General features: G+C 47.3%; 17 protein-coding genes. 11 read left to right on the top strand and 6 right to left on the bottom strand.

What is annotated here, in order from left to right; all coding sequences use genetic code 11:
- Nucleotides 1–136: 136 nt before the first annotated feature.
- The 10 genes from frlD to ACYVD3_RS05105 all read left to right on the top strand — a co-directional run bounded on the left by frlD (nucleotide 137) and on the right by ACYVD3_RS05105 (nucleotide 8,995).
- Nucleotides 137–931 (top strand): fructoselysine 6-kinase, encoded by a 795-nt coding sequence (frlD, locus tag ACYVD3_RS05060; protein ID WP_460641422.1) that lies wholly within the window; start codon nucleotides 137–139, stop codon nucleotides 929–931.
- Between the two features lies 1 nt (nucleotide 932).
- A complete protein-coding gene (locus ACYVD3_RS05065; protein ID WP_460641423.1) occupies nucleotides 933–1,595 on the top strand; it encodes a GDSL-type esterase/lipase family protein in 663 nt (220 codons plus the stop codon).
- 71 nt (nucleotides 1,596–1,666) lie between these two features.
- Nucleotides 1,667–2,497, top strand: a complete 831-nt coding sequence (gene frlC / locus ACYVD3_RS05070; protein ID WP_460641424.1) for a fructoselysine 3-epimerase — start codon at nucleotides 1,667–1,669, stop codon at nucleotides 2,495–2,497.
- A 26-nt stretch (nucleotides 2,498–2,523) separates the two neighbouring features.
- The gene (locus ACYVD3_RS05075; RefSeq protein ID WP_460641425.1) at nucleotides 2,524–3,408 is read left to right on the top strand and encodes an amidohydrolase family protein; all 885 of its coding nucleotides are present in this window, start codon (nucleotides 2,524–2,526) and stop codon (nucleotides 3,406–3,408) included.
- 12 nt (nucleotides 3,409–3,420) lie between these two features.
- Nucleotides 3,421–3,849 carry a secondary thiamine-phosphate synthase enzyme YjbQ gene (locus ACYVD3_RS05080; RefSeq protein ID WP_460641426.1) on the top strand — a complete coding sequence of 143 codons (429 nt, stop codon included), beginning with the start codon at nucleotides 3,421–3,423 and terminating at the stop codon, nucleotides 3,847–3,849.
- A 97-nt stretch (nucleotides 3,850–3,946) separates the two neighbouring features.
- Nucleotides 3,947–5,308, top strand: coding sequence for an amino acid permease (locus ACYVD3_RS05085; RefSeq protein WP_460641427.1), 1,362 nt, complete (start codon nucleotides 3,947–3,949; stop codon nucleotides 5,306–5,308).
- Between the two features lie 108 nt (nucleotides 5,309–5,416).
- Nucleotides 5,417–6,139 carry a GntR family transcriptional regulator gene (locus ACYVD3_RS05090; RefSeq protein ID WP_460641428.1) on the top strand — a complete coding sequence of 241 codons (723 nt, stop codon included), beginning with the start codon at nucleotides 5,417–5,419 and terminating at the stop codon, nucleotides 6,137–6,139.
- Between the two features lie 236 nt (nucleotides 6,140–6,375).
- Nucleotides 6,376–7,104: a GntR family transcriptional regulator gene (locus ACYVD3_RS05095; RefSeq protein WP_460641429.1), complete on the top strand. Its 729-nt coding sequence runs from the start codon at nucleotides 6,376–6,378 to the stop codon at nucleotides 7,102–7,104.
- A gap of 15 nt (nucleotides 7,105–7,119) precedes the next feature.
- On the top strand, nucleotides 7,120–8,133 hold the full coding sequence (locus tag ACYVD3_RS05100; RefSeq protein ID WP_460641430.1) for an SIS domain-containing protein: 1,014 nt from the start codon (nucleotides 7,120–7,122) through the stop codon (nucleotides 8,131–8,133).
- A gap of 19 nt (nucleotides 8,134–8,152) precedes the next feature.
- Nucleotides 8,153–8,995 (top strand): sugar phosphate isomerase/epimerase family protein, encoded by an 843-nt coding sequence (locus ACYVD3_RS05105; protein ID WP_460641431.1) that lies wholly within the window; start codon nucleotides 8,153–8,155, stop codon nucleotides 8,993–8,995.
- A 165-nt stretch (nucleotides 8,996–9,160) separates the two neighbouring features.
- Here the strand turns inward: ACYVD3_RS05105 and ACYVD3_RS05110 are convergent, their stop codons facing one another.
- Nucleotides 9,161–9,460, bottom strand: coding sequence for a helix-turn-helix domain-containing protein (locus ACYVD3_RS05110; protein WP_460641432.1), 300 nt, complete (start codon nucleotides 9,458–9,460; stop codon nucleotides 9,161–9,163).
- A 69-nt stretch (nucleotides 9,461–9,529) separates the two neighbouring features.
- Between ACYVD3_RS05110 and ACYVD3_RS05115 the strand changes: the two genes are divergently transcribed.
- Nucleotides 9,530–9,943, top strand: coding sequence for an ATP-binding cassette domain-containing protein (locus ACYVD3_RS05115; RefSeq protein WP_460641433.1), 414 nt, complete (start codon nucleotides 9,530–9,532; stop codon nucleotides 9,941–9,943).
- Here ACYVD3_RS05115 and ACYVD3_RS05120 read toward each other — a convergent pair.
- The 5 genes from ACYVD3_RS05120 to ACYVD3_RS05140 all read right to left on the bottom strand — a co-directional run bounded on the left by ACYVD3_RS05120 (nucleotide 9,938) and on the right by ACYVD3_RS05140 (nucleotide 16,682).
- Nucleotides 9,938–10,738, bottom strand: coding sequence for a response regulator transcription factor (locus ACYVD3_RS05120; RefSeq protein WP_460641434.1), 801 nt, complete (start codon nucleotides 10,736–10,738; stop codon nucleotides 9,938–9,940). The genes ACYVD3_RS05115 and ACYVD3_RS05120 overlap by 6 nt on opposite strands.
- A complete protein-coding gene (locus tag ACYVD3_RS05125) occupies nucleotides 10,731–12,455 on the bottom strand; it encodes a sensor histidine kinase (RefSeq protein WP_460641435.1) in 1,725 nt (574 codons plus the stop codon). The genes ACYVD3_RS05120 and ACYVD3_RS05125 overlap by 8 nt, the downstream gene beginning before the upstream one ends.
- 279 nt (nucleotides 12,456–12,734) lie before the next feature.
- Nucleotides 12,735–14,399 carry an ABC transporter permease gene (locus ACYVD3_RS05130; RefSeq protein ID WP_460641436.1) on the bottom strand — a complete coding sequence of 555 codons (1,665 nt, stop codon included), beginning with the start codon at nucleotides 14,397–14,399 and terminating at the stop codon, nucleotides 12,735–12,737.
- Nucleotides 14,396–15,496 (bottom strand): ABC transporter ATP-binding protein, encoded by a 1,101-nt coding sequence (locus ACYVD3_RS05135; RefSeq protein ID WP_460641437.1) that lies wholly within the window; start codon nucleotides 15,494–15,496, stop codon nucleotides 14,396–14,398. Before ACYVD3_RS05135 ends, ACYVD3_RS05130 begins: the two co-directional genes overlap by 4 nt.
- A gap of 97 nt (nucleotides 15,497–15,593) precedes the next feature.
- Nucleotides 15,594–16,682, bottom strand: coding sequence for an extracellular solute-binding protein (locus tag ACYVD3_RS05140; RefSeq protein ID WP_460641438.1), 1,089 nt, complete (start codon nucleotides 16,680–16,682; stop codon nucleotides 15,594–15,596).
- Nucleotides 16,683–16,810 lie beyond the last annotated feature (128 nt).

The raw sequence follows: 16,810 nt of genomic DNA on the forward strand, positions 1-16,810 counted from the left end.
ATATGGATAATATGCACTATAATATAGATAGAATTATGTGAAAAATAATAAATTGACACAAATATTTTGATCTGATATACTTCAAGTGGTATAAAAAACTTAAAACATATATATTTAACTTAAGAGGAGTGGAAAAATGAAGGTTGCTGCTATTGGAGACAACTGCATTGACGTGTATGAACGGATTGGAAAGAAATACCCCACCGGCAATGTAGTGGATACAGGAGTCAATATTCAAAAGCTGGGAATTTCCGTATCCATTATCAGTACCACCGGTTCCGATGAAAACGGAAAATGGATGGTGGAGACACTGTCCAGAGAAGGGCTGGATCTGAGCCACTTCAAAGTGGGAGACGGGCCGACTGCCATCACTTACATGGATATGGACGGGCTGGACCGGGTGCACGGTGAGTATGTGGAGGGGGTGCTGGAACATATTATCTTTGACGATGAGGATGTCCGTTTTGCTGCCGCCCATGACCTGGTGCATACTGCTCTGTGGGGAAAGGCGGAGGATGTCCTGCCAAAGATCCGTCAGCTTTCAGGCGCACAGATCAGCTTTGACTATGCAGACAGGCTGGACCACGAACTGGTTGAGAAAACCCTGCCATATGTGGACTACGGTTTTTATTCCTACCACAAGGAGCGGGATGCATTTATTGAATCCTACTTAAAGGATAAGGTGAACAGAGGCATGAAGGTTGCAGTGGCCACCTTTGGTAATAAGGGGAGCCTGGCCTATGACGGCAACCAGTTTTATGAGGGAGGCATTTATCCTGCCCGGGTGGTGAATACGGTGGGAGCAGGGGACAGCTTTATCTCTGGATTCCTCTATGAAGTTCTGAATGGGTCGGACGTTGAAACATGCCTGGACACAGGTGCGAAGATAGCTGCCAAAGTGGTCAGCATCTTCAATCCCTGGGAGGAATGAGATGATGAGAAAACAGGTTCTCTGTTATGGTGATTCCAATACCTGGGGCTACATGCCCGGGATTGGAGCCAGATATGAGGAGAATGTCCGGTATCCGGGAGTTATAGCCGAATCCCTGGGAGAGGAATACCGGATTGTGGAGGAGGGGTTAAATGGACGGACGACTGTGTTTTCTGACCGGATGGAGCCAGAGCGCTGCGGAATCGAACACCTGCTTCCGTTTCTGCTGTCCCACCTGCCCCTTGATTATCTGGTAATTATGCTGGGAACAAATGATACGAAAAGCCATTTCCATGTCAATGCCAGAGAAATCGGATACGGTATGGAAGAGCTCCTGATCAGGGCCAGGCACATTCTGGATATCAGGGGATTTAAAGCTGAAATCATACTGGTGGCCCCGGTTCCCATTCATCCCGAGGCTGATCCCATGTTTGACCGGGAATCCTGGAAGAAGAGCGGGGAGCTGGCACTGATTTACCGGGATCTGGCCCATACATACGGCTGCCTGTACCTGGACGGGGGATCAATCACCAGGGATGTGGGGGAGGATGGAATCCATCTGAGTGTCCAAGGCCACCGGGTATTGGGAGAAGCAATTGCAGCGATCATAAAAGAACACGAACAAAGCCAGCTTACTAAGCTTGTAAAGGACCTGACTGAGTAAGTCGGCATGTATCGCACATAAGCGGTCAGCTTAGGACCGCTGCGTGCTCATAACAAAGGGGGTAATTAATTATGAAACTTGGAATGTTTACTTCTGGCTACCAACGCAATCCGCTGGAACACTGCTTTCAGGACGCAAAGCGTTTTGGTTATGATTTCATCGAGCTGTGGGGCGGCAGGCCTCACGCCTTTGCGCCGGATTTAAAGGCAGGGGAGATTGAAGACGTAAAGCGCCTGATGGATAAATATCAGATGCCGGTTCTGGGATTTACACCAGAGCACAACGCCTATCCTTATAATTTTATGATTGGAAGCCAGCTGCAGAGGAAAGACGCAGTGGATTACTTAAAGCTGTGTCTGGATATGGCAAAGGAGTTGGGCTCTGATTATATGCTGGTGTCCCCGGCCCATGCCGGATACCTGGCAACCTATGAGGAGATCTGGTCCCGCATGGTGGACACATTGAGAGAGCTGACCGGCCACGCTGAGAAGGTTGGCGTAAAGCTGGTGGTGGAGACACTGACGCCCTATGAGAGCAATGCGTTTAAGAGCGCCAATGACCTGATTGAGCTGTTTAAGCGCATTGATTCTCCCTATCTTGTTGGCATGTGCGACGTGGTGCCGCCTTTTGTCCAGCATGAAAGCATCATGGCTTACATTGACAAGCTGGGTGAAAAAATGTATCACATGCACATTATTGACGGGGATCAGGGAACAGACAGCCACATTGTTCCCGGCGAAGGTTCCATACCGCTTCCGGAGCTCTTTAAGGAGCTGAAGGATGCCGGATATGAGAAGACAGCCACATTGGAGCTGGTGACAGGATATATCAACGAACCCAGGCTGTATGCCAGGAGAGCCATTGATAACGTCCGCGCCTATATGAGGGAAGCTGGTTTCTAACAGACAAACTGGAAGGAAGACTAATCATGTTTATTGACATTCATGTACATCCGGCGTTTTATGAGCCTATCAATGAGGACGCCAAGGTGGAGGAGTTAAGGCATGACGCCCTGGACATCCACTTAAACGGAACGGCGCCTTTGCAGCACATATTCAACCAGATGCACTGCGCGGGGCTGGACCGCCTGTGCTTGCTGCCGGAGGACTATTCCACAGAGTACGGCAGGCCGCTGGTGACAAATGAGGAGATCAAAAGGCTGGTGGATCTGGCGCCGGACCGCTTTATTGGTTTTGCAGGTGTGGATCCCCTGGCCGAGGGCGCTGCGGATAAGCTGGAGCACGCGTTTGGCGATCTGAAACTCAGAGGATTGAAGCTTCATCCATCCAGGCAGCATTTTTATCCGTCGGATAAGCGGCTGAATCCGATTTACGACATCTGCGAGAAGTATCGCAGGCCTATAATCTTTCACAGCGGAATGTCCTGGGAGCCCAATGCTCTGGCAAAATACTCCAGACCCATTGAGTTCGAGGAGCTGGCAGCCACCAGGCCAGGCCTGAAGATCTGCCTGGCCCACTTCGGCTGGCCCTGGGTGCAGGAGGCAGCCATGCTGATGCTGAAATACCCTAATGTTTATGCAGATACGGGGATTTTGTATTTTGACAATGCTTTGGAATTTTACAAGAGGGTGTTTAACCATGACATCCCCGCCACATGGATTGACCGCAGTCTGCGGCACCAGGTAATGTTCGGAAGCAACAATCCGCGTTTTGAACAGATCCGCATGGCGGACGCCATTTCGCGTCTGGGCTTCAGAGAGAGTACCCTGGAACTGATCAAAGGCGGCAATGCCATTGAATTTCTGGGCGGATTAGAAGATACTTTCACCGGCAATGTTTCCGGGGAAAGGTAAGGAGGGATACCAGTGGTAAGCACAAGTTCAATTACAATCCTGACAACGGAATACAACCAGATGATACGGATTACCGGTGAAATCGAAAAAGCCGTGAAGGAAAGCGGAATTCAAAACGGGATTGCCAACGTAATCAGCAGGCACACAACTACCGGAATTACGGTGAATGAGTCCCTGGAATGCCTGGAAAGTGATATATCGGAGTTTCTGGCCAGGATGGCCCCTGAGGACTGGCCATACGCCCACGCCAGAATGCTCCGTGACTACGGTTCTACGGCCGGCAATCCCACAGGTCACTTAAAATCACTTCTCACAGGAAACCACTGCCATCTGCTGGTAAGCGGTGGCTGCATCCAAAAGGGAGGGGCTCAGGAGGTTTACTTTTGTGAATTTGACGGACCGGCCCAGAGAACAATACTCATCCAGGTGATGGGGGAGTAGCGGTTTCAATCAACAGATGCACGTCCCCGGGGACGTGAAGTCATATATGGGTAAGGGGAACCTATCTAACAAAAATATAAATTAAAGGAGAAAGAGTATGTCAAACGTTAAAACACCGGAACAAAGTGACAACGAATTAAAACGGAAGCTTGGTCTTGGCGCCGTAATCGCTCTCGGAGTCGGCACGACAGTAGGATCCGGAATCTTCTCATCACTGGGTGAGGTGGCGGGAGCAGCGGGAAGCAGTCTGTTTTTGGTACTGTCTTTCCTGATCGGCGGAATGCTGCAGATCCCGGCCAACTTCTGCTATGCGGAGCTGGCCAGCGCATTCCCTGAGGACGGCGGACAGTATGTTTACTTTAAGGAAGCGGGCTCACGTCCTCTGGCATTCCTATGCGGATGGATCAGCTTCTGGGCCACCGACCCACCGTCCATCTCCATCATGGCCCTGGCCATTGCCAATTACCTGGCGTTCTTCATTCCGGTGCACGGTTTGATCCTCCGTCTGGTGGCAGTTGGTTTCGTGCTGATTTTCATGTTTCTGCATCTGCGCTCTGTAGAAGGTGGCGGTAAATTCCAGACCATAATCACTGCTTTGAAGGTCATTCCCTTTGTGCTGATCATCGGCATCGGTATCTTCTTCATTAAAGGAGACTTATTCCTGTCCTCCGTGCCACTGGCAGGTGTGACTGCAACCGGTTTTACTGCTCTTCTGGCCGGTATCTCCGCCACCACATGGTCCTTTGACGGCATGGCAGCTGCCTGCTATATGTCCGGAGAGATCAAAGAACCCAAGAAAAACCTGCCCAGAGGACTGATCCTCACTGCATTTATCGTACTTGCCCTGTATGTTGGCCTGACCCTGACCGCTTCCGGCCTGCTGTCTGTTAATGAGCTGGCTGCCTCCGAGGCTCCTATCGCACTGCTGGCATCCAAGATCCCGGTTATCGGCGGATATGCGGGAACCATCGTGGCAGTGATGGCAGTGATCGTGGTAATCGGATCTCTGTCCAGTTGTATCATGTTCCAGCCGCGTATTGAGTATGCTATGGCGAAGGATGGCCTGTTCTTCAAAGCGTTTGGCAAGGTTCATCCCAAGTATGAGACTCCTTACTTCTCCATACTGGTTCAGTGTGCAGTTGCAATTGTTCTGATTTTCGCCACCTCACTTTCCGACCTGCTTGGTTACTTCACTCTGGTAGCTCTGTTAAAGAACTTCCTTACCTTTGGCACTATTATCGTGCTGAGAAACAAGGCACATTACAAACCTGCATACAGGATGCCTGCAAGGCCTCTGATGGTGGGTGTGGCTATGCTGATCACAGGAACCCTGATCTGGTCAACCTTTATCTGGGCGCCTATGGCAGGTATCACCTGTGCACTGATCGCCGTGGCTACAGGACTTCCTGTATATTACTTCTGGGAGAGCCGGAATAAGAAGGCAGCGGCCGGGAAATAGCAGTTTTCTCCAATTGGAGAGATTGACACTTTGGGGCAGATGTTCTACTATTGAAGATAGTGAAACAATATTTGTATTTTAATTATGAAAATAAAAGGAATGTCTGCCATGAGTTTAGATCGCCAGAAGCCTCGGGACGAGGCAATGGAAAAAATTGAAAATTATATTATTAAAAATCATTTAAAACCGGATGAGAAGCTTCCTTCCGAGCGGAGCATGTGCGAGATGTGGAATTTTAACCGGTCCACCCTCAGAAGCGCAATCAAGCAGCTGATTCTGGAAGGAAAAATCTATAACAAGAATGGTTCTGGAACCTATGTGGCCAGGGAAAAACTGGTCCGCAACCTTCAGGATGTCTACGGGTTTTACCAGACAGCGCAGATTGCGGGGCGGGAGGTCGATACAAAGGTACTCCTAGTAGATTTCTGTGAGACTCCCAAGAATATTGGGCGCAAAATGAAACTGCTGCTGGGGCATAAGCTGATACGGCTTGTGCGTCTGCGCTATCTGGACGGGATGCCGGTGTTGATTTCCACCATCTATCTGGATGCCCAGCGCTTTGCCGGGCTGGAAAAGATCGATTTAGACAAGGTTTCTCTCTACGATGTGCTGAAAGAACAGTATGGTGTGGAGGTTTCCGGCGGTATGGAGAAGCTGAGCATCGCTTACTGTGATGAGGAGGAAGCTGGTTATCTGGAGATTGAAGAAGGTGCTCCTGTGATTTATCAGTCAGGTGTGACGATGGATCAGCAGGACGTGGTGTTTGAATATTTTAAGGAGATCACCCGGTCAGAATACGTTTGCTTCGCAAGCGAGCTTACGAGAAGATGAGTTCCTTTTTGGCAAATGAAGGAATAAATTACGAAACTGGCTGCAGTTTGCTATAACTGTATGGCTGTCTATGACAGTACCGGGAACGCTTACCCAGGCGGTAGCGCGTCTTGTAAGATACCGGGGAACTTCGGGAGACCGTGAAGGAGCTTAAGGAAAAAGGTTCTGAGCTGGTAATATTGCACATAAGCGGCAAAAGGACAACCGCTAAGTGCTCATAACAAGGAGGAAAAAAGTTGGCCAAAACAGCAGAGGTGACTTACAATTTACCGATTTATCTTCAGCTTCGAGAAGTGGTACGTTCTAAAATCGAGGAGGGGGAGTATGCTCCCGGTACGGCCATCCCTTCGGAAAATGTTCTGGCAGGCACCTACGGAATTAACCGTCTGACCGTCCGCAGCGCCATTGACGCGCTGGTGAATGAGGGTCTGTTAAAGCGTGTCCAGGGCAAGGGCGTGTATGTTGTGGCCCAGATCGAGAGGGACTTAGAAGTGTTGGGCGGATTTACCCAGACCATGGATGAAAAGCATGTGCAGAATAAGCGCAAGATCCTGCTGAAAGGCCAGCGGAAGGCCGGAGAGAAGTACGCGGCAGTCTTTGGAATCGATGAGGAAGATATGCTGTATTATATCAAGCGTCTGGACTATGCGGATGAAGACCCCATTGCCATTCAGGAAATCTATGTTCCCTATAATCTGGTACCCAAGATGGAAGGGATCGACCAGACCGTGTTCAGCATGTTTGAAATCTATAAATTCTATGGGATTAACCCGGTGAGGGCATGGCAGACCCTGGACCTGGTTCAGCTAACCCAATCCGATGCCAGGCTGATTAATATCAACAAAGACCAGACGGTATTCCTGTTCTCCTGTACCACCTATGACGAGGATGACCGTGTGATAGAATATTCGAAATCTTATACTCGTGGAGACAAGTGCAACTTCAAGGTGCATTTTCACAAGTAGAAGGAAGGGGCAATTATGTTAAAGTTTATTGAACAGAAGCAGATTGACAATGTAAACGGCGTTCTGGCCCTGCGGCCGGAGATAGAGAAAGTTGTGGACGAAATCCAACAGAGAGGTTTTGATGGAATTTATTTCATGGGAATCGGCGGAACCTGGGCTTCCGGCATGCAGGCGGAGATCTATATGAGGGGCAGAAGTTCCATTCCGGTATATGTGGAGAACGGGGCGGAGTTTATCACCACCGGCAACAAGCGTTTCACCAAAGATTCCATTGTGATTTTCTCATCAGTGACGGGAAGCACCGAGGAGATGGTGAAGGCCATTGAGAAGGTACGGGAAGCCGGCGCCAAGGTGTTTGGTTTCATCGACAAGCCAGATGCTCCCATGGTGAAGCTATGCGACTGGTGCATTTCCTACCCCATGAATGAGCAGTTGAAATTCTATATGGTGGCCAACCGTCTGATGTTCAACAACGGGGAGTTCCCTGAGTATGACCAGTACAACGCAGAGATGGAGGCTCATCTGGCCCGGGCTCTGGTGGAGGTTGAGAAGGAAGCAGACCAGTGGGCGGCCGGATTCGCCAGGGATAAATATGTGTATTTCAAGGCCCGGCCGGATATGCCCCACTACTTTGTGGGCGGCGGTAACCAGTGGGGAGCCACGTACTCCTATGCGATGTGCTACTGGGAGGAGCAACTGTGGATCCGCACCAAATCCATCACCAGCGCTGAATTCTTCCATGGCATGCTGGAGGTTGTGGACGCGGAGACTCCTGTCACTCTGTTCATGGGAGAGGACGAGCAGCGTCCTCTGGCAGAGCGGGTGAAAGGCTTCCTGCCCAAGGTCTGCAAAAACTACACTGTCATTGATACCAAGGATTATGAACTGAAGGGAATCAGCCGGGAATTCAGAGGTTCTGTTTCACATCTTGTAATGCATGCGGTGAACAACCGTGTGGATGCCCATATGGAGGAGGAATTCCGTCATCCTATGGTGATCCGCCGTTACTACCGCCAGTTTGACTATTGATGAGGGGAGGCAGGCTAAAATGTCGAAGATTACTATGGATCAAATCGGGGTAATGAGCGTCCAGTACGTCCATTATTCCCTGGAATATTATCTGGACTCCATGAAAGAATGCGGTCTGAAGCACGTGGATCTCTGGGGAGGAATTCCTCACTACTGCAGGCTGGACTATCCCTTTGCGGAAGACGCCGGAGCCAAACTGGACTCCATCCGGAAAATGATGGATGAGCGGGGGCTGGATGTGGCGGTTTACACCCCGGAGACCTTATCTTATCCCTACAGCTTTTCAGATCCCCAGGAGGCGGTGAGAAAGCGCACAGTGGATTATTTCCGTATGGCCATGGATGATGCTCTGGTGATGGGCACCAATAAGGTTTTTCTAAATTCCGGCTGCGGTCTCCTGGATCTGCCAAGGGAGGAGTCCTTTGCCAGGCTGGTGGACACTTACAAAAAGATAGCGGCAATTGCGGAGAAAAAGGGGATTGAGCTGGTGCTGGAACAGCTCCAGCCATATGAGAGCAATCTGGTGCTGAATCTGACGGATGTCAAGCGTGTCCTGGACGAGGTCAATTCTCCGGCGCTCTGCGTATGTGTGGATGTGGTAGCCATGGCTGTGGCAGGGGAGGAGCTGAAGGACTACTTTGAGGTTCTGGGCACTGACAAGATCAAGCTGATCCATTTTGCCGATACGTGCCATTATATTCTGGGGGATGGGGAGCTTCCCTTAAAGGAATATCTGCAGACGCTGGAAGCGTATAACTATACTGGAGTCGTAGATCTGGAAATCAACGACTCCATTTACTGGGATGATCCTCATGGATCCATTGTAAAATCGGTGGAATGGTTGAAGAAAAATCTGAATTAGAACATATGTATGAAAAGTAAATGGTACCCTGATAGTAAGATACAGAAAAAGAGTCTGTACTTAACTATCAGGGTATTTTTTGCATAAATATCCTTGGACCTTACAGAAGCGGCTCTTGCAGCGGAAAGGTACGAATGACAAGTCATCACAAAGAGGGCAGCCGTACTAGGTACCACTCTCAAGGGGATAGCTCTTAAGTAATATTTTGAACCTTTTATAAATTAAAAGCTTTTCTGAATTCTCTTGACCCAATCCCGTGAACCTCCTGAAAGGCAGAGATAATTTAGATGCATTTTTATAGCCGCAGAGCTCCGAAATATCCCGGATACCTAGATGGTCTGCAGATAAAAGCTGCATGGCCCGTTTCATTTTTTCTCTGCGGATATATTCATAAAGGGGAAGAAGATAAATGTTTTTAAAGCTGAGACGTAATTTGCTCTCGCTCATCCCTGCTATTTTTGTCAATTCTTCCATTGGCGGAACCTGGAGAATATTTTCGTCAATTTTCAGTTTTACTGAGCTGATATCCAGGATGTGACACTTTCCAGTTTGCAGGATAATATTTCCATGGTGCTGCAGGATACATTCCTTTTTAATGGAACCGTGTATGAGAATATTATATACGGATGGAAGGATGCTTCAAGGGAAGATGTCCTTGGGGCGGCAAAAGCAGCCAATGCCCACGATTTCATTGAAAAAAAAGAAAATGGATATGATACGTTTACCGGAGAAAGGGGCGTTTTGCTGTCCGGGGGACAGAGACAGAGAATTGCCATTGCCCGTGGGATTTTAAGAAATTCTCCGATCCTGATCTTAGACGAAGCCACCTCTGCTCATATCACCCTGATGATTGCCCACAGGCTTTCTACCACCCGTGAGGCTGATTTGATCGTAGTGCTGGATGGGACTGGCATTGCAGAAATGGGAACCGCAGCAGGAGTTTCATAAAAGCTGCTTCCCATCCCCGGCCTCAATAAATTTAGCCGGAGAACAGCCGATATACTTCTTAAACACCTTAATAAAATACTTATATTCAGAAAACCCCACCATTTCTGCGATTTCATAAATTTTATACTGATCTGATTTCAGAAGTTCCACAGCCTTTTGCATCCGGTAGCGGTTTAAAAAGTCGTTGAAGGTGTAGCCGGTCTCGCTTTTGAATTTCGTATTTAAGTAGGTACAGGAAAGGTTATATTCTTCGCTTAAATCGGTTAAGGAAAGGCGGGAAGAGTAATGCGCTTTTATGAACTTTACCATGGCGTTCACATGTTTGTTTTTGAAGGTGACGGTTTCTGAAATATCTGTTTCTAAAATGCCCAGCTTTTTCTTCTCCATATGGATTTGCCGGATATATCCCTTCAACCGTGTATTTGCTTCCAGCTTTTCGGTTATCTTGTGGATTGCATCATAAAGTTCTGTAAACTCCACAGGTTTTAACAGATATTCTGTGACCCCAAGGCGAATCGCTTTTTTGGCAAATTCAAATTCACTGTAACCTGACAGGATAATGGATTCATAGCTGTATTCTTTAATGCTTTCTTCTAACATCTGCAGACCATTCATAATGGGCATGTTAATATCTACAATGACGATGTCGGGCTCATTGTCTTTGATCTTTTGAATGCCATCGACTCCGTCTATGGCTTCGCCTACCACCACGCAGTTGAGCTCCTGCCAATTTACCATGAACATCAGACCTTTTCTGATGATATCTTCGTCTTCTACAAGTAAAACCTTATACATAATAATCCTCCATATCTGCCGGCATGGTAACGGTGACCCGTGTGCCGGAACCTGGCTGGCTTTCAATTGTCAGGCCATATCCGGGACCATATAACAGCCGGACAACACGATGGGAATTATAGAGACCGATATGCTCCTTATATTCATCCTCCGACTCCAGTCCGGCCCGGAGACTGGCAAGGCGTTCTCCATCAATGCCGCTTCCGTCATCCTCCACACACAGCTCCAGCAGATCCTCATGGACGTGTCCGGTGATCGTAATGGAGATGGAGTGGGTGTTTTTCATGCCGTGAACCAGGGAATTCTCCACAACTGGCTGAAGCAGCAGCTTCGGAATCCGGTATTCCAGCACTTCCTCCGGAATGTCAATATGATATTTCAAACGCCGGTTATAGCGCATTTTTTGTAACAGGAGATAGTCGTTAATATATTCAATATCCGTTCTGAGTGAGACAATGGTGCTGCCATAATGGATGCTGTAGCGCATGAGGCTGGCGAAAGACTGAACCATGTCAGAAGCTTTTGCTGCATCGATCATAATTTCATACCGGAGGGTCTCCATAACATTGAAAATAAAATGAGGGTTAAATTGTTCTTCTAATTGTTTGATTTCCATGATCCGCTTTCGTTCGGACAGTTCATTGTTATAAGTCAACAGTTCTTCCCGCTGTATTACCATGTGACGGTATGCATCATCCAGCTTCTGGAATTCATCGAATACTTTAGAGCGGAGCTGATAGTCCATATTGCCCTTTCCCATTTGTTCGATGGATCTCTGGAGTTCATTGATGGCCAGCAGGTTTTTCTGGGTAATGTGTTCGGTTACAGGCAGCGAAATGATCACCAGAAGGATTCCTACGGTAAGCATGAATATAAAGCCGTAAAACAGCAGGCCTTTCTGATATTCAATGGAAACCAGTGAATATAAGATCAGAGTACTGCCAGGAAGTGAACTTTTTTGAATGTGATATTGTTTTCCATTGACTTTTACCACATTTCCTTCCTGCCAGTCCATCCGATATTTTCCCGATGGGTATTTGTCCATGGGGTCGGTCTGCTGACGGCTGATAGAAAAGATGAGGTTATCATACCGGTCCGTGATGATTACATCATCCAGAGGATATTTGCGGATGATCTCATAAAGATAGGAATCCAGCAGGTCAAAAAACAGATAACCGATAGGGCTGCCCTCCTTTACTACGGCTTTGCCAAGAATTAAATCTCCGGCCTGCCCATGGGCATAGTTTAACCGGCTTGGCAGTGAGAAAATCTTATCAGGCTGTTCCTGCATCTGACTGGTCATGCGGCGAAAGATATCACTGTCAAGGAAAATCTCCTGATTGCCGGCAAACAGATTGCTGCTGACAATGCGTCCGCTCTGGTCTAAGAGTATGAAGGATGACCGGATTGTCTGGGCATTGGTAAAGTCATAAAGAAGCCGGTTATTTGCGGTTATGATGGCAGAGTCTGTGCTGTTCAGTGCGGTCAGCAGATCCCGACTTTGGGAAAGCTGGGTCAGTCCCTGCTGGTAGAGCAGGAATTGTTGATCCAGGATAGCGGATAACTGATTGTGATTTCTTTTATTGAGGCCGGAGATGATCCACTGTACATTGATCAATAGAAATAAAAGCACCAGTACAAATAACAGTGAGATGATGGAAAGTGCATATTTGATAAAGGATTTTTTTATGTAGTTTTTGTACTGGTTACTTTTCATGGGGTGGGGCCTCCAAATTGTATGGAATGTATGGTTGATGGTTGGGGGGACAGTTATTATATTATGAAAGCGACGGGGTAAAGGGGGATTTGGTGAATGGAATACGATAGTGGGCGCTTGGGTCTATTATACCATAAGTCCGCAGTGCAGCTCATAAAACCTGCGGTTTTATGAGCTAACGGGCATTCGCCCTATGAAATAAGTCATGAAAGGATTTTCTTATGTGCAAGCACAACGAAAATCTTTTCATGACTTATTTCGCACTGCTCATTGCTTTCGCTAAATGCTGATATCGCTGTTGCCTGTTATTTTGAAGAATAAAAGCAGGGATATGATACTGGTCAGGGTTAAGATGGTAGAGTAAGCGGCTGCATTGCCAAAGTTGCTTCTAATGACCTCAGCGTAAATGGCTACAGTCAGCGTCTGGGTTTTGCTGGTATAGAGGATGATAGAAGAACTCAGCTCGCTGATTAAGGTGATCCAGCTCATAATGGCACCGGATAATACACCGGACATCATCATAGGTACTGTAATTTTTGCAAATGATTTCGTCTCTGAACATCCCAGACTGATGGCAGCTTCCTCCACACTGGGGCTGATCTGTCCGATGATGGCAGTACTGGAACGGATGGTGTAGGGCATGCGGCGGATGGACAGTGAGATAACAATAATGAGGGCGGTACCACTGAGGAGAAAGGGTTTTGTGTTAAATGCATATAAAAATGAGATACCCAGTACAGAGCCTGGTATGATGTATGGGAACATGGTGACCGTATCAAGGATATTCGTCAAAAATGATTTTTTCCGTACAGTCAGGTACGAGATTAAAACGCCCAGCACCACAACAATAGCGATGGCACACAGCCCGAATAAATAGGTGTTGAAAATGGCGCTGTTGTTATTCTTCGAAAACAGTGTGTTTCGGTAGTTATCAAGAGAGAATCCGCCGGTGTATACGCTTCCGCCTCCGGTAGCCAGGAAGGAGGTGAAAATAACCGTAAACTGGGGAAGGATGGCGATTAAGACAATCAGGTATACAAACAGGTGGGATAATACATTTTTAAGACCAGTGCAATTTTCTGCTTCCATAGGCTTCAATGCGGTCATGGAATAGGTATAGCGGTTTCCAAGGTAGCGCTGGAAGAAGAACAAAAGCAGGGTGATGCCGATGATAATTACACAGAGTGCAGCAGCAAAATGGTCATCCGTACTGACCTCGCCCATAAACTGGCTGTACATCAAAACCGGAAATGTCTTATAGCCTTCACCAATGAGCATAGGGGTACCAAAGTCGGAGAACACTCTCATAAATACCAACAGGGAGCTGGCAAGCATGGTGGGCATGACCAGTGGCAGGATCACCTGGAGAACTCTCTGCACGGTACTGCAACCCAGGCTTTCAGCGGCTTCATTTAAGGAGTTATCCAGGTTTTTTAGAGCGCCTGAGATATACATATAAACCAGTGGAAAGGATTGCAAAGAGAAGACCAGAACAATACCTGCAAATCCATAAATTCCGTTTAACTTCACATGAAACAGATTGTTTAGGATCCTGGTAATAAAGCCGTTGCGCCCCAGTAACTGGATCCAGGCATAAGCTCCGATAAATGGCGGAGAAAGATAGGACATGACGATCAGGATATTTAAATACTTACTTCCTTTGATTCGTACACTTCGCAAAACATATGCCATAACCAGACCCAGAAGAGCCGCCAGCAGGGTGGAAACGATGGTGACTTTAAAACTGTTTACCAGAGTGCTCCAGTAATATTTTCTTGCAAAAAATTTACCGAAATATCCAAGACTGAAGGAACCATCCTGGGAGAGCACGCTCTTATATAATATCAGAATTAAGGGGTAGACAACGAAAATGAGAAAAAGGCCAAGGATCCCCAGTGCCATAGCTACCCAGATATTGAACTTCTTTTCTCCAGCATATCTCATACCTGATCCCTCCTGACCACAAGATTTCTATTTCCGTCTTCTGTATAAATGTTGATTTTTTGAGGCTGCACAGCAAGACGAATCTGAGAACCATCCGGAATGATATCCCAGATATCGGAATTCTGAATGACTTCGATTTCCTGACCGTCAGCCAGGACGACAAAATAATGGGTGGTAATGCCAAGAAAAACACTGCTTTTTACTGTCGCAGGGATGCCGGTGCCGTCTGCCTGGTTGATAATGAATTCTTCGGGGCGGATGGATACCTTGATATTCTGTCCGTCTTTCACTTCCTGGCTTAACTGATCCATGGGCACGGTATAATCCTGAATCTCAATGGAAGTCTGCCCGTTTTTAACCGATGTTTCACCGGAGAGGATATTGGATAAGCCGATAAAGGTGGATACAAATAAGTTTGCGGGACGCTGATAGATGTTCTTAGGCGTATCGATTTGTTGGATGACACCGCCGTTCATGACAGCGATCCGGTCTGATACGGCAAGAGCCTCCTCCTGGTCATGAGTTACATAAACCGTGGTGATGCCGATCTGCTGCTGAATGCGCTTAATGGCATTTCTCATTTCCACACGAAGCTTTGCATCCAGGTTTGACAGCGGCTCATCCATCAGGAGAACTTCAGGATGGATGACGATTGCCCGTGCTAAGGCGACACGCTGCTGCTGGCCGCCTGACAGCTTGGCGGGCATACGATTTTTTAAATGGTCTATTTTTACGATTTTTAAGATTTCATCCACCTGGGCCTCAATTTGTGATGCAGGTATTTTTCTGTTTTTCAGTCCAAAAGCTACATTATCTCTGACTGTCATATGAGGGAAAATGGCATAGTTCTGGAAGACCATGCCCATGTTTCGTTTGTTGGTGGGGATGTTGTTTATTACTTTCTGGTCTACCTTGAATTCACCGCCCTCGATGCTGTTAAAGCCGATGATCATTCGAAGCAGGGTTGTCTTGCCGCAGCCGGATGGTCCCAGCAGGGTGAAAAACTCTCCGGGCTTAATATCCAGTGATAATCCATTGATAATGGTATCTTTTCCAAATCGTTTTACTGCATTTTCTATACTGATTGCTACTCCCATAGTTGGTTTCTCCTAACATACTCCATATTTTTTGGTACAAAAAAACTGCCCCTGACTGAGTCCCAGGCAGTCTTTTTGTTTTGATCGATGCAGTTTATTAATCCATGGATGTTTCCAGGTGCTCACTGAACAGATTGGTGATTTCTAATTTGTGTTCTGCTACCCATCCCTCATCGTAATTATCAAATAATTTAATCTCGCTTTGAGGTTTCATATAATCAGCCAGAGTGGCATCTTTTCTCAGAGGCCGTACGGTAAGTGTGGAACCGACTGCATTCTGGATCTTCTCAGACAGCATGTAATCTACAAATTTCTTTGCATTTTCCGGATGCTTGCAGTCTTTTAAAATCTGTACGGACTCACCGGGGAAGATGGCTCCTTCTACCGGGAATACAACTTCTACTGCGGCACCTTCCTTGACATAGTTGGCAGCAGGATCTTCCCAGGTTAAGCCAACCACATACTCGCCCTCAGCCACGCCTTTATATACCTGGCTGGAGCTGTTGCTCATCTTACCGTCTAAGTTGGCGATGAACTTGTCTACATAAGCCCATGCTTCGTCTGAAAGGGGATCGCCGTCTTTGCCCATACCGTAAAGCATAGCCAGCAAGGACTGGAATGCGGAACTGGAGTTTACTGGATCGCCAAATGCGATTTTTCCCTTTAATTCCGGATTTAATAAATCCTCGAATCCCTGGATCTTCATATCGCCTTTTAAGTCTTTATTTACGATCATAACCGTAGGATCTGCAAATGCAGGGGTAAAGTAACCGGTGGTGTTTTTGAATGCATCAATCATGTTGCCGTCTTCGGATGATACATATTCCATGAATAAGTCTTTTGAGGCGGATAACATGGTCTGGTCAGCTACCCAGAAGATATCGCCAAGAGGATTGGCCTTTTCTGACTGAGCTCTCTTTAAAAGCTCTCCGGTGCCGGCTACTACCACCTCAACTTTAATGCCTGTGTCCTTTTCAAATTCCGGAATCACGGCATTGTTTAAAGATTCGCCGCGGGCGGTATAGACTACCAAAACCGGTTCCTCCTCTTCTGGTGTCTGAGCAGCGGCTTCGGTTTTTTCGTTGTCAGCCGGTGCTTTGGTATCTGCCTCTTTCCCGGAGCTGCAGGCGGTGGCTGTCAGTGCCATAGCTAATATGACTGCTGATAATAGTGCTGTTTTCTTCATGTGATTCTCTCCTCCCTATGGGTGTTACACTGATTAATCTGATAGTTTTATTTTAGCTGTGGAGGTCGGGAATGTAAATCCGACAATATCACACAAAGGTGTAAAATACATAACATATAATGGCTGAA

The organism is Lacrimispora brassicae, assembly GCF_054772055.1.